The 15,359-nt window shown below is 69.3% G+C and carries 13 protein-coding genes; 10 read left to right on the top strand and 3 right to left on the bottom strand.

The genetic code is table 11. The annotated features are described in order from the left end of the window. Positions 1 to 339 precede the first annotated feature (339 nt). The gene (locus tag AC07AB_RS13140; RefSeq protein ID WP_478564671.1) at positions 340 to 1,449 is read left to right on the top strand and encodes an endonuclease/exonuclease/phosphatase family protein; all 1,110 of its coding nucleotides are present in this window, start codon (positions 340 to 342) and stop codon (positions 1,447 to 1,449) included. Between the two features lie 278 nt (positions 1,450 to 1,727). Here the strand turns inward: AC07AB_RS13140 and AC07AB_RS13135 are convergent, their stop codons facing one another. Beyond that, complete coding sequence (locus AC07AB_RS13135) at positions 1,728 to 2,720, bottom strand: helix-turn-helix domain-containing protein (protein ID WP_478564668.1); 993 nt, start codon at positions 2,718 to 2,720, stop codon at positions 1,728 to 1,730. A 52-nt stretch (positions 2,721 to 2,772) separates the two neighbouring features. Here AC07AB_RS13135 and AC07AB_RS13130 point away from each other — a divergent pair, with 52 nt between their 5' ends. The 3 genes from AC07AB_RS13130 (at position 2,773) to AC07AB_RS13120 (ending at position 5,838) form a co-directional block, all read left to right on the top strand. Further along, complete coding sequence (locus tag AC07AB_RS13130) at positions 2,773 to 3,168, top strand: cupin domain-containing protein (protein ID WP_478564665.1); 396 nt, start codon at positions 2,773 to 2,775, stop codon at positions 3,166 to 3,168. 165 nt (positions 3,169 to 3,333) lie between these two features. Next, positions 3,334 to 4,413 carry a hypothetical protein gene (locus AC07AB_RS13125; RefSeq protein ID WP_478564662.1) on the top strand — a complete coding sequence of 360 codons (1,080 nt, stop codon included), beginning with the start codon at positions 3,334 to 3,336 and terminating at the stop codon, positions 4,411 to 4,413. Between the two features lie 306 nt (positions 4,414 to 4,719). After that, entirely contained in the window at positions 4,720 to 5,838 is a 1,119-nt protein-coding gene (locus AC07AB_RS13120; protein ID WP_478564659.1) for a protein kinase family protein, read from the top strand. A gap of 38 nt (positions 5,839 to 5,876) precedes the next feature. On the opposite strand, the gene AC07AB_RS13115 is transcribed toward AC07AB_RS13120, so the two are convergent. After that, positions 5,877 to 7,139 (bottom strand): MFS transporter, encoded by a 1,263-nt coding sequence (locus tag AC07AB_RS13115; protein WP_478564715.1) that lies wholly within the window; start codon positions 7,137 to 7,139, stop codon positions 5,877 to 5,879. 394 nt (positions 7,140 to 7,533) lie between these two features. Here AC07AB_RS13115 and AC07AB_RS13110 point away from each other — a divergent pair, with 394 nt between their 5' ends. Both AC07AB_RS13110 and AC07AB_RS13105 read left to right on the top strand, forming a co-directional pair. Then, on the top strand, positions 7,534 to 8,259 hold the full coding sequence (locus AC07AB_RS13110) for a nucleotidyltransferase domain-containing protein (protein ID WP_478564656.1): 726 nt from the start codon (positions 7,534 to 7,536) through the stop codon (positions 8,257 to 8,259). A 318-nt stretch (positions 8,260 to 8,577) separates the two neighbouring features. After that, positions 8,578 to 10,194 carry a carboxylesterase/lipase family protein gene (locus AC07AB_RS13105; protein WP_478564653.1) on the top strand — a complete coding sequence of 539 codons (1,617 nt, stop codon included), beginning with the start codon at positions 8,578 to 8,580 and terminating at the stop codon, positions 10,192 to 10,194. 129 nt (positions 10,195 to 10,323) lie between these two features. Here AC07AB_RS13105 and AC07AB_RS13100 read toward each other — a convergent pair whose 3' ends face one another. Continuing rightward, a complete protein-coding gene (locus AC07AB_RS13100; RefSeq protein WP_478564650.1) occupies positions 10,324 to 10,899 on the bottom strand; it encodes a GNAT family N-acetyltransferase in 576 nt (191 codons plus the stop codon). Between the two features lie 483 nt (positions 10,900 to 11,382). Here AC07AB_RS13100 and AC07AB_RS13095 point away from each other — a divergent pair, with 483 nt between their 5' ends. The 4 genes from AC07AB_RS13095 (at position 11,383) to AC07AB_RS13080 (ending at position 15,202) form a co-directional block, all read left to right on the top strand. Further along, positions 11,383 to 12,249 (top strand): isocitrate lyase/PEP mutase family protein, encoded by an 867-nt coding sequence (locus AC07AB_RS13095; protein WP_478564648.1) that lies wholly within the window; start codon positions 11,383 to 11,385, stop codon positions 12,247 to 12,249. 134 nt (positions 12,250 to 12,383) lie between these two features. Then, positions 12,384 to 12,899 carry a hypothetical protein gene (locus AC07AB_RS13090; protein ID WP_478564645.1) on the top strand — a complete coding sequence of 172 codons (516 nt, stop codon included), beginning with the start codon at positions 12,384 to 12,386 and terminating at the stop codon, positions 12,897 to 12,899. Continuing rightward, positions 12,890 to 13,936, top strand: coding sequence for a bile acid:sodium symporter family protein (locus tag AC07AB_RS13085; protein WP_478564642.1), 1,047 nt, complete (start codon positions 12,890 to 12,892; stop codon positions 13,934 to 13,936). The genes AC07AB_RS13090 and AC07AB_RS13085 overlap by 10 nt, the downstream gene beginning before the upstream one ends. Positions 13,937 to 14,263: 327 nt before the next feature. Continuing rightward, positions 14,264 to 15,202, top strand: a complete 939-nt coding sequence (locus AC07AB_RS13080; RefSeq protein WP_478564639.1) for an NAD(P)H-binding protein — start codon at positions 14,264 to 14,266, stop codon at positions 15,200 to 15,202. Positions 15,203 to 15,359: the final 157 nt, after the last annotated feature.

The following is a 15,359-nucleotide window of genomic DNA, read 5'->3' as shown; positions in this document are numbered from 1 at the left end:
AGGCACCAGACCTGCCCCGGCGAGCCAGGCGCACAACCTTTCATGGGTGTCCCCCCCCCCCCCCCTCCCCCCCCTTCCCCCCCCCCCCCCCCTCCCCCCCCCCCCCCCCCCCCCCCCCCCCCCGCCGCCGGGCCCCCGCCCTCGTCCACAGGTCAGAGATGGACGCTCCAGTCCGAGGCGAACGGTAAATACGTATCCGCCGAAATCCACGACACAGGCGGCGACTACGGCAAGCTGCGCGCCCGCTCCGACAGCGCCGGCGCATGGGAGCGGTTCACTCTGCACAGCGATGACGGCGGCAAGACCGTATCGCTGCGCTCCGAGGCCAACGGCGACTACGTGTCCACCGAAGTCCAGGACCAGGGAAGCCACGACGGCATGCTGCGTGCCCGCGGCACGCACCTCGGCTCCTGGGAACGCCTCGTCCTGAACCACGCCGCCGACGGCGCCTACACGCTGCGTTCCCAGGCCAACGGGAAGTACGTCTCCGCCGAGGTCGACGGCGACGGCGGAGACGCGGGACTGCTGCGCGCCCGGTCCGCCACGGCCGGATCCTGGGAACGCTTCCGGCTCCAGAAGGAGGGCGGCGTCAGTTCCGGTACGGACGCCCCGGCCCATTCGGCGCCGGCGGGCACGGTGCACGTAATGGAGTGGAACGCCTGCGCCAACAACAACGACGCTGCCGCCTGCCACTTCTACCAGAAGCCGGCCGGGCCGCTGGCGGACGCCGTGGCCCAACGCGCCAAGAAGTCGTCCGCGGACGCCGTGCTCCTGGAAGAGTTCTGCGAGAAGCACGCCAAGCCGGTCGAACAGCGGCTGAACGAGGTCACCGGGCGCGGTTGGGCCGTACGCTTCGCGCCGATCCAGCTGCTCGTCGACGGCACGGGCGGCGCGGTGGCGGCGCAGAAGCAGTGCCACGCGGACAGCGCCGGCGCGGACCGGGGCTCGTACGGTGTCGCCCTCGCCGTCCCGGACGAGAACACCTGGTACTCCGCCTACCCGCTCCCCTCTCCCGAGGGCAAGGAACAGCGCACCGCCCTCTGCGCCACCGCTCCGTCGCTCGCGGTCAACTTCTGCGCCGCGCACTTCAGCACGGGCGGCATCAAGTGGGACGACCCCAAGGGGACATACCGTAGGCAGCAGGTGCAGACCATGCTGGCGTCCGTCGACAAGCCCGGCTACCGCGCCGTCTTCGGCGGCGACTTCAACACTTCGCCGCCGGATGCCAAGGACGGAGACGGGCCGGCAGATGTGATGGTGCCGTTCTACGACCGGTTCCAGGAGTGCGACCAGTCGGCGGCAGGCGGCAAGCGCGATGGCGCGATCACCAACGGCAGGCTCAAGCTGGACTACATCTTCGGCCCCAAGCAGGCCACGTACCAGTGCGGGGTGACCGAGACGGGCCTGTCAGACCACAAGATGCTCGACGCCACGATCACCTTCGGCTGACATCAGATATCCAGCACCTGACAGCTCGTCAGGTGTGCTGGGCCGGGCCGCCGTCACGGCATCACGTCAGGGGCGTGAGCGCAGCCCGGCCCACCGGGGCCGCCGCCCGCGCTTGTGAGAGAGCCCGGCCGCCGTACGCAGCCGCAGCCGCGGCCGTTCCCGCCGGGGGGCGTCTCCACGGTCAGCCGCGCCTCCTGGCCGCCCCTGACGACAGTCAACGCTGAGGCACATTCCCGTGCCGCACCAAAGAGTCCGCGCCAGAGCCGCCCGCCCCGCCGTCACCTCGCCTCCGGCCCGAACCGACGCTGGTATGCCGACGGAGTGATGCCCGTTTCGCGCCGCATCAGGATGCGCAGGTTGGCGGCGGCACCAAGTCCACTGCGCCGCGCGACCATCTCGAAGCGGGGCTCGCCTCGCTCGATCAGTCTGCATGCCAGGGCGAGGCGCTCCCCCGTCAGCAAGGCCAGTGGCGTCGTGCCCAGTTGTGCCTGGAAGCGGCGATGGAGCGTCGCCGCACTGACCGCCGCGTGCGCGGCGAGGTCGGAGACCGTGAGCGGCGATTCCAACCGTTCCTGGGCCCAGACCAAGACAGGCGCCAGGGACTCGTCGGGCAGGTCGGGCATGGGGCGTTCCACGAACTGCCGCTGCCCGCCGTCCCGGTGCGCCGCGAAGACCAGTCGCCGGCTCACAGCGTTGGCGATCTCCGCGCCGTGATCGCGGCGGACCATATGCAGCCCGAGATCGAGCGCGGCCGCGCTCCCCGCGGCCGTGAGGATGTCGCCGTCGTCCACGAACAGCACGTCTGACGCGAGGTGGACCGACGGGAAGCGGGCCCGGAAGGAGTCCGCCCACTGCCAGTGCGCGGTGGCCCGGCGCCCGTCGAGGACTCCGGCCTCGGCCAGTGTGAAGGCGCCGCTGCAGAAGCCGACCAGGCGCGCGCCGCGGGTGTGGGCTCGCCGGACGGCATCGAGTACGGCGGGGCGGCGGGGCACCTCGATGTCGGGGCGGTTGGGGACGATCAAGGTGTCCGCCGTGTCGGCCGCTGCCAGATCCGCGACTCCCGTGAGCGTGAAGAATCCGTCCCGCATCAGAGTGTGGGGTTCGGGCGAGCAGAGCTTGAAGTCGTAGAGGTGACGGCCGATCTCCGGTCTGCGCAAGCCGAAGATCTCGGTCGCGCAGCCGAGCTCGAAGGGGTTCGAGTTCTCGTCGACGATCACGACGACCCGGTGTACACCCGGCGGGCGCGGTGCGTGCGAGGATTCTTTCGCCATATGCAATTCCTAGCACTCGTGCCCCTCGTGCAACACGGCTCAGGATGAGGCCATGAACCACGAGCCCGTCCACCTCAGCAAGGCTTTGGCCTCCTTCGAAGCTCTGTGGAGCCCCCGTATCGTCACGCGCGTGAACGACTATGACGTCAGGATCGCCAAGGTCGAGGGCGAACACATCTGGCACGTCCACGCCGACACCGACGAATTCTTCCTGGTGCTCGACGGGGAGCTGCACATCTCGTTGCGCGAACCCACCGGGGAGCGCACTGTCCTGCTTCCGCAGGGGGCGGTCTTCACTGTTCCCCGAGGCACGCAGCACCGGCCGTTCGCGCACTCCGGCGCCGCGATCCTCATGTTCGAACCCGCCGGGACGCTGACCGTGGGCGATCGGCACGGGGAGGTCCCGGACCATGTGGACGCAACGACCGGGCACACGCTGAGCATCTGAACCAGGGGCTGATAGGGGGCCTCCAGGCGGTCCGCAACAAGAGCCCCGAGCAAAGAACTGGTCAATGCCTCACCTATTATGTCCGTTACTCGTTGTTTCGTTGCCGCTTATGCCGTCTCGCGCGATTCCCCGAGCCCTATATGTCTATCCACTGAGGAGTCCTGCGTGAAACTGGCACGCGTGTCCGCTGCCGTCGTGGCCGCCGCCATAGCCCCGGCCGTCCTGTTCTCCTCCCCCTCCTTCGCCGCCAGTGGCGCCGAGCCGAGTGATGGGGCGGTATCGGTTCAGAACGGCGGCTCGCAGGCCGACCGGGACCGGGCCGAGATCAAGCGCATTCTCGCCGACGGGAACTCCGGGCGGCTCCTGCGCGGGGCCGCGGAGAAGGCGCTCACGGGCACGCCCGCCGAGATGCGCGCGTTCCTTGAAACCGGCCGCGGCCAGGCCCAGATGGCTGATGACCGGGTCCTCGTCCTGTCGATCCATAGCGTAGGCGGCAAGGCGGTGCGCAAGGCCGCTCAGGACGCCCTGCTGGACGGGTCCCGTGAAGCCCTCACGCACTTCCTCGAAAAGGGGCAGTACACGGCCCGGGACGAGGACAACCGCTTCGAGATCCTGCGACTCATCAGCGACGAGAAGACCGGGCCCGGCGTCCAGAAGGGCGCCCAGAAGGCCATGAACGGCACGGCCGCCGACCGGCAGAAGTTCCTGGACACCGGTCGGCATGCCCTGAAGATCATCGACAACAGGGTGGTGACCGTGCAGATCATGAGCGCGGGCGGCACCGAGGTCCGCAAGGCGGGCGAGGCGGCGCTTGAGGGCAGCCCCGAAGACGTCCAAACGTTCATCGACGAGGGTCAGTTCACCGCCCGCGCCAAGGACGAGCAGAACGCCAAGGAGAGCAAGGACTCCGAGGACGGCAAGAGCGGCAAGGGCGAGAACGGCGGCAAGGAAGGCAAGGGCGGAGAGCAGGGGAAGGACCGGGACACCAAGCCGACCGCCAAGGACCAGCAGCAGGACGGCAAGGACACTGCCGTGCGGCCGATCGCCGCCGGGGACGGCGTTCGTCCCTCCGGCGGCTCCGCCGAGCAGGCCGTGACCGGCCGGCCCGAATCCGCCGACGGCAACCTGGCCGCCACCGGTACGAGCGGTGCGCTGCCCTGGGCCGCGGGCGGTACCGCCGTCGCCCTGGGCGCCGGAGCGGGCCTCGTCGTACTGAGCCGCCGCCGCGCCGGCGCGGAGCGGTAACGTCCCACCCCGAGCGGCCTCGGGAAAGCGCTCCGCTCCCCCGAGGCCGCTTGCTCCCCCGCTCGGGGCACCCTCAGCTACGGCATAGAGGGGGCTGGAGATGAGCCCTCGGCCCTGCGGCCGCTCCCCCGCCCTGATCACCGGCGGCGCCACCGCCGGCTTGCCGGCAGAGCTCGGCGCCCGTCGCTTGACGCCGGTCAACCGCCGTGGTTCGGACGCCCCGGAGCGCCCGAGCCGGCCGAGCGCGGCGTACGTGGCGCCTCGGGGCGGGATGCCGGCCACTCGCCGCGGGTAGGGTCGATCACCATGATCGCTGATGTTGACGGTGGGGGCGGTGAGGGCTCGTTGCCGGACCGGCCGGATCCACGGCATTTCGCACGCCTGGCCACGTACGGAACCGTCTCCACGCGGCTGTCACTACTGAGCGACCGTCAGCTCGGCGACGTAGTGGACGCCGCGACCCCTCTCGGTTCCGGAATCGGAGGCAGATCGGCGGAAGTTGAGGTCGAAGGGGCCCAAGTCTTCGTCAAGCGAGTCCCCTTGACGGACATCGAGATGCGGCCGGAGAACGTACGGTCCACGGCGAACCTCTTTGGGCTGCCGATGTTCTATCAGTACGGGCTGGGCTCGGCGGGGTTCGGAGCTTGGCGCGAGTTGGCCGCGCATGCGATGACCACCAATTGGGTCCTCGGGAGCGAATACGAGGGCTTTCCGCTGATGTACCACTGGCGGATCCTCCCGGATTCCCCGCCCCAAGGGTTCGCCGACGAGTTCGGAGGCATCGAGGGGGCGGTGGCGCACTGGGAGGGCTCGTCAGCCGTACGCGAGCGGTTGCAGGCCATCGGCCGGTCCTCCGCCAGCCTTGTGATCTTTCTGGAACACGTGCCGCAGACGCTCTCCACATGGCTGGGCAACCTCAGAGAAGGCGCTCCGGAAGACGTGGACGGCGCGGGGTACGTATGGGCGGAGGAAGCGCTCATGCGCGGAGCCGCCTTTATGAGTTCCCGCGGCCTCGTCCACTTCGACGCTCACTTCCACAATGTCTTGACCGACGGCCGGTTGATCTATTTCGCGGACTTCGGTCTCGCACTGAGTTCGGGGTTTCAACTCACCCCGGATGAGGCTGATTTCCTCTCCCTCCATCACGCGTATGACGCCTACTACGTCGCCGGCCACCTGCTGCGCCACCATCTGCCCGACGGTATACGCGGCAGCGCGGAGCACGATGCGTTTCTGCGCGACTGGCTCGCGGGGGAAAGGTCTGCCGGAATTCCCTCCGAATTGGCCGCGATCATCGACCGGCACGCTCGGGCCTCCTTGGTACTGGACGGGTTCCACCGCCGCCTGCTCACCACGAGCAAGCGGAGCCCGTACCCGGCCGTCGAAGTGGCGAGGGCCAGGCCGGATGGCCGATCAGTGCGGTAGGGATACCACGACCGAGGGCCCGCCTCGCCCGTAGCCGCTCAAGGGCGGGTGGCCGTCGGCGGCATGTCCTCCAAGCGCGAGACGGGAAGCGCCCTCCCCAAGCGTGCGAGCGGGGACACAGCCATCAGCGCCGGGGAGGACATCATCCCCGCGGCCGTCACCAGGAGGCTGGTGCGCAGCCCCCACTCCTGTGCGAGGAACCCGCCGAGCAGGGAGCCGAGCGGGGCCAGCCCCATGCCGACGAACGTGATCGTCGCGGCCGCGCGGCCCTGCATCCCGTCCGGCGTGGCGGCCTGTCGGACGGCCATGACCGTGACATTGACCAACTGGCCGCCGGTGCCGAAGGTGAAGTTGACCGCGAGGAGCGCGAAGACCGTCACCGCGGAGGAACCGTCGAGTGCGGGCACGCACAGAAACGCTCCGTCGCCGAGCGCCGCCGCGGTCACGAGTACCGCGCCGTAGCCGAATCGTCTCGGCAGACGGGCGGCCAGCATCGAGCCCAGGAGCGCGCCCGGCCCCGTCGACGCGAGCGTCAGTCCGATGACGGTGCCCGACAAGTGCAGTTCCCGCGGCAGGAAGAGCAGATAGACGGTCATCATGGCCGCGAGGGAGAACTGGAAGGAGGCCGAGGCCAGGCATACGGTCCGCAGCGAGGTGTCGCCGACGACGAAGTGGAGGCCCTCATGGATCCGTCGCCATACCCGGCGGGGACGTTCTGAACGCTCCGGGATCGTTTCGATCCGACGGATCCGTCGGATCGACAGGAACGACAGCGCGAAGAACAGTGCGCTGGAGGCGGCGGCAATCGGCGCCGACAGCGATGACACCAACGCGCCGCCGAGGGCGGGACCGCCGACCTGCGCCGCGGACCGGCTGCCTTCGAGCGCGCTGTTGCCCCGTACCAACTGATCGCGCTCCACCAGCCGTACGAGGGATGTCTGGTACGCCACGTCGAAGAACACGGACAGCGCCCCGATCGCGAAACTGACCACGAGCAGTGCGGGCAGGCCCAGCCATCCGAGGAGGGCGGCCACGGCTGCGGCGCCCAGTACCAGAGTCCGGCCGGCGTCCGTCAGCACCATCACCGTGCGAGTCGGCCATCTGTCCATCCACGCACCGGCGAAGAGCGAGAGCAGCAAGACCGGCGCTTGGCCCACCGCGCGGAGGACGCCCAGCTGACCGGCACCGGCGTTGAGCATCAGAACGGCGAAGAGCGGCAGAACCACCAGGCTCGCGTGTTCGCCGAGCTGGGAGGCCGTCTGCCCCACCCAGAGTCTGCGGAAGTCCCGGTCCCGCCACAGGCTGGACGGAACAGGGCGAACGGAATCGGATGCGGCAGAGGTAGAAGCGAAGGAAGCGGACGGCACGGGGACCCCTGGGGTTGCGGAGAACGAGACCCGCCACCTCGGGGCGCACGAAAGACGCGCCGACGGTTCAGGCGGGGAAGGCTCGCTGTGCCGCAACATCTGGAGCAGCACGCGATGACAGGCCGGTCACGGCCTACGACGTCAACGCGTGCTCGTACGACCGGGCATGCCTCAGCTCCTCGTGGGTCACTCGCCGCGTCCGAAGATTAGCCTTGGGCGGCCTGGCGGGGAAAGACGGTATGGAGGAGCGGCGGACGGACGCGTCTGCGGTGGAGGCAGCACGGCCGGCCTCAAGGCGTCTCCCTCGCGGCTGGCACGATGACCGTCCATGAACGATCACGGCACTCCGGTCACTGAAGCTCTGGACCTGATCAAGGACCGTTTCCCGCACGCCCTCGGCGCCATACTCGGCGGTTCGGCCGCTCAGGGCCGTGCTACACCGGCCAGCGATCTCGACGTGGCCGTTCTCCTCCCGAGTGGGGAGACCAGCCGCCGCGAGGTGGTGCGCCACAGGGGCCGCTTGGCCGAGCTCTTCCTGCACACCCTCGCGGACGTTCCGGAACACTTCCACAGAGACAGAGCCCTCCGCCGGGGGACCGTCCTGTTCATCTACGACCAGGGCCTGCCTCTGGCCGACCCGTACGGTCATCTGGCCCGTACGCGCGAACAGGCACGAGCCGTGTTGGCGGCCGGCCCGCCCCCGCTCACCGCAGCGGAGTGGGAACGGGGGCGTTACGTGCTTACGTGCTTCATGGACGATCTGACGGACACCGAGCCGACCGAGCGGTACGAACAGCTCTCCCTCGCCGATTCCACGCTGCGTGAGGCGGCACACCTTCTGATCGCCCACCACGGCGGCTGGACGGGCATCGGCAAGTGGCTGCCCCGCAGACTCCTGAGCGCTGACCCGGTACGAGGCAAGGCCCTGCTCGATGGGCATCGGGCCGTAGCCGAGCTCGCGGAATCCACTCCGTTGGCAATCGCCGCCGAGCGGGTGCTCGACGTTGTCGGTGGGCCGCTGAGGGAGGGTTACACACAATGCTGGGGCGCTTGAACTCGCCCCGGTCAATGGCCCGGTCGCGGTGCCGACGGCGTCGGTGTCGAGGCCGAGGCTCTCGACCGACTCGTCCGCCGCAGCTCGGGCACGAGCGCAGAAGTCGAGGATGTCCTTGGCCTCCCCGCCTTCCGCGATGTGCCAGTCGGACGCCTCGTCGCCTTCGAAATGGAGCCGGCGCTACCGCGACAACCGTTCGTATGGCAACTGCCCGTCCGCAGTACGCCGAAGGCAGGACATCATCCGATGGGGTGATGTCCCATGACGTGCGCCATGCTGAGGATGAGGGTCGTGAAGACTTCAAGAACATTCCGCCGCATGTCCTTGTTCGTCGCCGTAGCGGCCGCGCTCGGGCTCGCTGTCTCCTGTTCCGATTCCGATTCCGACAGTGCGCCGCAAGCGGGCAAAGACAGTTCCGGTTCGGTCGCGAGCGGCACGGCCCAGGTGCGGCAAGGCCGGTTGAAAGGTGTCGTGGGCGACGGCACCGCCAAGTTCCGCGGGATTCCCTACGCCGCGCCGCCGACCGGAGCACTGCGGTGGGCCCCGCCTGCCGCCGCCCGGCCGTGGTCCGGGACGCGCGACGCCACTCGTACGGGCGCCTCCTGCCCGCAGCTCGACGGTACGGGCAAGCCCGCGGCCAAGACCTCGGAGGACTGCCTCCACCTCAACGTCACCGCCCCGACCGGAGGCAGAGCCGCCAAGCCGGTCATGGTGTGGCTGCACGGAGGCGGCTTCAACACCGGCAGCGCCAACGACTACGACCCGACGAGCATGGCCCGCGAGGGTGACGTCGTCGTGGTCGCCGTCGACTTCCGGATCGGCGTCTTCGGCAACTTCGGTCTGCCCGGCATGGCCGGCGCGGGCGACTTCGGCATTCTCGACGAGCAGGCCGCACTGCGCTGGGTACGTGCGAACGCCGGCGCTTTCGGCGGCGACGCGCGCAACGTCACGGTGTTCGGCGAGTCCGGTGGCGGGGTGGGGACGTGCGGGCTGCTGACCTCGCCGGGTTCCAAGGGCCTGATCGACAAGGCGATCATGCAGAGCGGATCGTGCATGCTCGACTGGCCGGCCGGTGGGCTCGGCCTCGGCGCCCCGGCCGGATCATTCTGGCAGCCGGTGAAACAAGTCGAGCAGGCGAGCAGCAGCGCGGCTGCCGAACTCGGCTGCGCGGGCGAGCCCGCCGCTGTGACGAAGTGTCTGCGCGCCCTGCCCACCAAGAAGGTCTACGGGTCCGGGGCCGGCTTCAACTCGGCCGCTGTCGCGACGCCCGTCCTCCCGGAAGACCCGGGCGACGCACTGCGCGCCGGCCGGTACCTGCACGTGCCGACGGTGTCCGGGCACACCCACGACGAGGCCCGGGCCATCGCGGGCGTCGCCGACCTGCTGGGCGATCCGATCACCGATCAGCGCTACCGCGAACTCGCCCGTACGGCCTTCGGCCGCCACGCCGGCAAGGTTCTCGGCGAATACCCCGCGAAGGGCTACCCTTCGCCGGCTCTGGCCTGGTCGGCCATGGACGGGGACCGGGTGTTCATCTGCACTCAGCTCAAGGCCACCGCCGCGCTGGCAGCGCACGCACGCACCTATGCCTTCGAATTCGCCGACCCCAAGGCGCCGTCCTACGAACCGGCCTCGCCGGCGGTACCGCCGGGAGCCTCCCACGCCTCCGACCTCAACTACCTCTTCGACCACGCCGGAGGCCAGCCGGCCAAACTGAACGGCGCTCAGCGCGAGCTGAAGAAGACCATGACCGGCTACTGGACCCGCTTCGCCCGTACCGGAGACCCCAATGGCGCCGGGGCGCCTGCCTGGCGTCCGTGGCAAGGTGACGGTCATGGCACGTCCCTGTCCCTTATCCCTGGAGCAGGGAAAATCACTCCGGTCGACGCCGCGGCCGAACATCACTGCGCGTTCTGGACGGCTGTTCCCAAGTGAACTCCCGTCACCGGTAAGTCACCGGCAAGTCACCGGTAAGCCACCGATAACGCGCCCACGGCTGCTCCCAGTTGCAGTTCCGTGGCGACCCGCTGTGGGCCGGCGGCGGAGGGCCTGCCCACAGCCCCGTCACGTGAGATCACGCACCGGGCGGCGACTGCGCCATACCGCACCGGCCTCCGCGTCACTCCAACGGACCTCGCCGTCCACTACGGCGTCGGACGCGGCGAGGCCGAGAGCGCGTGCGATGCCCATGGACGTGCCGTGTCCCGGATGGATGTACGCGACCAGTTCGGTCACCCCTTGCGCACACAGCCAATGCGCCATGGCGAGCGCTCCCTCGCGTCCGTAGCCATTGCCCTGGTAGTCGACGCCGACGACCCACGCGAGCGATGCCTCAAGCCGCTCGTCGGCCGGGCGGCGCAGTGTGGCCTGCACGGTGCCGACCAGTTGGCCGTCCGCGGTCCGGCGCAGCATCCAGTTCAGCCACCCCTGCGTGCCGTCCGGCGACTGGCCTGCGGACTGGCGTTCGTACCGGGCTTCGAGCTGCGTGAGCGGGCTGGGCGCGCCACCGGTCCAGACGTGAAGCCGGACGTCGTTGAGGACCACGGCCGCTTCACGCGCGTGCTCGACGCGGAGGGGTTCCAGGGTGAGGCGCGGCGCCCCCAGGGGGACCGCGGCGGGCCAGGATGTGGTCGCGGGCATCAACGCACCATAGACCGGACCCACCTTCGAGTGAACTGGTCGGACGCGCAGCAGAGTTGACCCAGGCGATGCGTCGCTTCCCGCAGATGCCCCGCCCGCAGCCACCGCCAGTAGTGCCCGGGTGTACGTCCCAGCACCTGCCGCAGAGGTCCAGGGCTCTTGACGGGCAAGCCAGTTGATCCGCCCTCCCCCCCTTCGGACTCTGGGGCCGGGCGCCATCGGCCGGTCCCTCGCGGCTTGGCCGAGGGGCCGCGTGTCGACGGGTAAAGAGCTGGCAATGTCGGTATATGTATGCTCGTACCCGCAAAGAGAACACCAATCTCCCCGGCGTGTACACGCCGTCGCCGCGTGCTGCCCTCGCGGGCGTCCCGGCCCTTCGGCACCCCTCCATCGACCTGCGTACAGACCGCCATCGCCGAGTCGATGCTGTGCGCATCCCACCCCGCCCTCGGCCGGTTCACGGCCGTACCCAAGGAGAGAGACATGCGCTACGGAAGCGCGCTGCGCGAGCAGATCCATACGCCCGACACGACCCCGCTCGTCGGCATCTACGACATGTACTCGGCTTCGGTCGCCGCCCGGCACTACGACGGGTTCTTCGTGTCCGGATTCGGTTTCGCCGCCTCCCACTACGGGCTGCCGGACATCGGGTTCATCGCGTGGCCGGACATGGTGGCGTTCGTCGAACGGCTCCGGCTGGCCTTCCCGTCCCACCACCTGCTGGTCGACATCGACGACGGCTACGTCGACCCGGAGGTGGCGTGCCACGTAGTGCAGCGGCTGGAGCGGATCGGGGCGTCCGGCGTCATCCTTGAGGACCAGCAGCGCCCGCGCCGGTGCGGCCACGCGGACGGCAAGACCGTGCTGCCCCTGGAGGAGTACCTGCAGAAGCTGGACCTCGTCCTCCAGAGCCGTCGGGACCTCGTGGTCGTGGCCCGTACCGACGCCACGGAGGAGGCGGACATTCTGCGCCGCGCCCAGGCGCTCGCGGAGACCGACGCCGACGTGGTGCTGGTCGACGGGGTGCGGGACGTCGAGTGGATCCGCCGGATCCGGAAGGTCATCAATGACAAGCCGTTGCTCTTCAACCAGATCGCGGGCGGCAAGTCCCCGAGACTCTCACTCTCCGAACTCACCGACCTGGAATGCCAGGTGGCCATTTACAGCACGCCCTGCCTGTTCGCCGCGCACACCGCCATCGACACCGCGCTCGGCGAGTTGAAGAAGGCAGACGGGCGTCTCCCCGAATTCTCGCCTGCCACCTCGGTCGGTGTACGCGCCTCGACCGAACTCCTGGAGAAGAACATCAGCCGGCACCACCCCGCCGAACCCCAACTCACGTCCGCCTGAGGCGGATCAGAGCCGGGGCACCCACGCGCCGCGCGTGGGTGCCCCAGACGATTTCAGGCCCGATGGACGGGCCGGTCAACGCGTTCATGATGACGGCTACGCCGAATTCACTTTCGAGAAGCAGGAACCGCATAATGGGATTCACCGTGCCCAAGGCACGACAGACCTTGGTAGTCGCCGTCGGTTTGCTGTGCGCCGCACAGTTCGCGGACGGGGCCGCGCGGGCCGACGCGCCCGACGGAGGCATGGAGACGCATCATGGCCCCTCGCTGATCACGATCGACAACTCGAACGCGGATTCCTGGTTCGAGATCGACAGGACGCTCAATGTGCTCGCACCGTTCAGCAAGGGAACGGCCGGCAGCGACCACGACGGTGGCGGGGGCGCCATCGAGCAGCACCTGACACATTCGAACGCCCGGGTTCAGGCAGCTCCGGTGGAGCGGGGCGAGGGCGACGACGAGGAATCGGACGGCCAGGAGTCAGCGGCGACCGGCGGCGACGACCCCGAAGGCGACGCCGACCGGGACAGCCCGCCCACCGCCCATCGGGACACCGCTCGTCAGGACACCGGGCCCGGCCGCACCGGGCCGCGCCAGTGCACGCCCCGCACCCCCTCCCCGGAAGAAGGGCGCCTGGTATGCCCGTAAAGCTGCTCCGGCACAGATCCCTGCGCCGCGTCGACTGGTACATCGTGTCGCTGCTCGCCACCATCGGCCTCGCGACACTGCTGCCTGCCAGGGGCACGTCCGCGGACGCCGTCGGCGTGGCGACCAGTGCGGCGATCGGCCTGCTGTTCTTCGTCTACGGCGCCCGGCTGTCCCCGCAAGCCGCTTTCTCGGGGCTGCGGCACTGGCGGCTGCATCTGTCCATTCTCTGCTTCACCTTCGTCGTCTTCCCCGCTCTCGGCCTGGTCTTCACCGCTCTGCCGTCCTACGTGCTCGGCGCCGAGCTCGCCACCGGCCTGCTCTTTCTGTGCGTACTGCCGTCCACCGTCCAGTCGGCTGTCGCCTTCACCTCGCTGGCCCGGGGAAATGTGGCCGCCACAGTCTGTTCCTCGTCGTTCTCCAGTCTGCTCGGTGTATTCCTGACGCCGCTGCTCGCCACCGTGCTGCTCCAGGGGGAGTTGGGGGGCGGCATGCACTTCTCGGCGGGGCAGATGCTGAGCATTCTGGTGCAGCTTCTCCTGCCCTTCGGGCTGGGCCAGGCGGTACGGCCATGGATCGCGGACTGGATCACCCGGCACCGTCGCATCACCATGGTGTGCGATCGGGGTTCCATTCTGCTGGTGGTCTACTCCGCATTCGGTCAGGGCGTCGACGCCGGCATCTGGGGGCGGCTCTCCCCTGCGCGGCTCGGCGTGCTCCTCGCACTGTGCGCACTGCTCCTGGCCCTTGTACTGGCGCTGAGCGCGTGGGCGGCGAAAAGGCTGGACTCGGGCCACGAGGACCGGGTCACCATCGTCTTCTGCGCCTCGACCAAAAGCCTGGCCAGTGGTCTGCCCATCGCCAGCGTGCTGTTCGCCGGGAAGGACGTGGGGCTGGCCGTACTTCCCCTGATGCTCTATCACACACTCCAGTTGATGGTGTGCGCCGTCATCGCCCGCCGCTGGAGCGAGCAGCCCACGACGGAAGACCGGCAGGCGGCCTCCTCCCCCGCTTCGGACGCCCCGGCCGTCACCGCCTGACCGGGCGCGCCCAGCGGCGCGGAAGGACGCCCGCCGATCCACAAGCCGGGCATCGCTCAGCAGGGCAACTGAGGTGCGTACTGCCTTTCGGTGGGGTGAGGCTGCGCCGATGAACCGCGAGCAGATCTCCGTAATCGCTCACACCGCGCATCCGATCAAGTCTCCCCTCGATCGCCGCTTCGCCGTTCGCCGTTCGCCGTTCGCCGTTCGCCGTTCGCCGTTCGCCGTGAGACTAGAGATTCCTCCCCTCGCTTTGCCATTCTCGCCACGGTGCTGCCCTCTCGTGGTCGAGCGCCACCGTGATCAGCGACGATCAGAAGGAGCACCATGGAGATCCTGGTGACCGGGGCCACCGGCAATGTCGGCCGGAACGTGGTCCGGCGACTCATCGAGGCCGGCGCGGGGGTGCGGGCTCTGACCCGCAGCCCGCACACGGCAGGACTCCCGAATGGTGTGCGCGTAGTCGCGGGGGACCTCACGCGGCCGGACTCGCTTGCCGACGCGTTCGAGGGCGTCGACCGGATGTTTCTCTTCCCGATCGCCGAAACGGCCCGGGAGGTGGTGGCCTCGGCACGGCGGGCCGGGGTGCGACGGATCGTGGTGCTGTCCTCCGGCGCTGTCACAACGGGCTTCGACACCGTCTTCCATCTGCCGGTCGAGCGGGCGGTGGAGGAGTCGGGCCTGGAATGGACTCATGTGCGCCCCGGCGAATTCGCGATGAACAAGCTGGCCCTGTGGGGCCCGTCCATCCGCGCCGAGGGCGTGGTGCGCGACCCCAATCCCGATCTGGCCTGGTACCCGGTGCATGAACGGGACATCGCCGATGTCGCGGTCCTGGCTCTGCTGGAGGACGGGCACCACGGCCGCGCCCACACCCTCAACGGCCCGGAAATGCTGTCCTACCGCAGGCAGGTGGAACTGATAGCGGAGGCCGTCGGACGGCCGATCCGTTTCGAGGTCGTGAGCCGGGACGAGGCACGGGAGAACTACCGCAGGCAAGGAGGGTTCGCGGCGGCCAACGCGGATTTCCTGCTCGGTTTCGAGGACTATTCAGGCGGCGAGGCCGGCGAGACGGACTCGCGGGCGCTGGAGGCATTCGACCCGACGACGGATGACCCGACGGACGATCCGACAGCGGCCGACCCGACGACGGACGACGCATCGGCGGCCGACCCGATGCCGACAGCCGAGGCGGTCACCGGAGTTCCGGCGCGGACTTTCGCCCAATGGGCGCGGGACCACGCCCATGAGTTTCTCCCCGACTGACACTTTTCACGGGGCCGCCGACGGTCGCCCCGGGGGGGGGGGGGGGGGGGGGGGGGGGGGGGGGAGAAAGAGAAGAAGAAACCAAACCCACGCCCAAGCGCACAAAAAACACCACAGACCAAACGCCCCGCCAGAGAATAGGCGCGATGCGATTACG

The sequence above is a fragment of the Streptomyces sp. NPDC044033 genome (assembly GCF_056434425.1).
This window is presented reverse-complemented; position numbering and strand designations above follow the sequence as displayed.

Bases quoted from the DNA above. Each gene is read 5' to 3' on its own strand.
- AC07AB_RS13135 (WP_478564668.1), bottom strand. From the start codon at position 2,720: ATGGCGAAAGAATCCTCGCACGCACCGCGCCCGCCGGGTGTACACCGG.
- AC07AB_RS13130 (WP_478564665.1), top strand. From the start codon at position 2,773: ATGAACCACGAGCCCGTCCACCTCAGCAAGGCTTTGGCCTCCTTCGAA.
- AC07AB_RS13120 (WP_478564659.1), top strand. From the start codon at position 4,720: ATGATCGCTGATGTTGACGGTGGGGGCGGTGAGGGCTCGTTGCCGGAC.
- AC07AB_RS13110 (WP_478564656.1), top strand. From the start codon at position 7,534: ATGAACGATCACGGCACTCCGGTCACTGAAGCTCTGGACCTGATCAAG.
- AC07AB_RS13105 (WP_478564653.1), top strand. From the start codon at position 8,578: ATGTCCTTGTTCGTCGCCGTAGCGGCCGCGCTCGGGCTCGCTGTCTCC.
- AC07AB_RS13100 (WP_478564650.1), bottom strand. From the start codon at position 10,899: ATGCCCGCGACCACATCCTGGCCCGCCGCGGTCCCCCTGGGGGCGCCG.
- AC07AB_RS13095 (WP_478564648.1), top strand. From the start codon at position 11,383: ATGCGCTACGGAAGCGCGCTGCGCGAGCAGATCCATACGCCCGACACG.
- AC07AB_RS13090 (WP_478564645.1), top strand. From the start codon at position 12,384: ATGGGATTCACCGTGCCCAAGGCACGACAGACCTTGGTAGTCGCCGTC.
- AC07AB_RS13085 (WP_478564642.1), top strand. From the start codon at position 12,890: ATGCCCGTAAAGCTGCTCCGGCACAGATCCCTGCGCCGCGTCGACTGG.
- AC07AB_RS13080 (WP_478564639.1), top strand. From the start codon at position 14,264: ATGGAGATCCTGGTGACCGGGGCCACCGGCAATGTCGGCCGGAACGTG.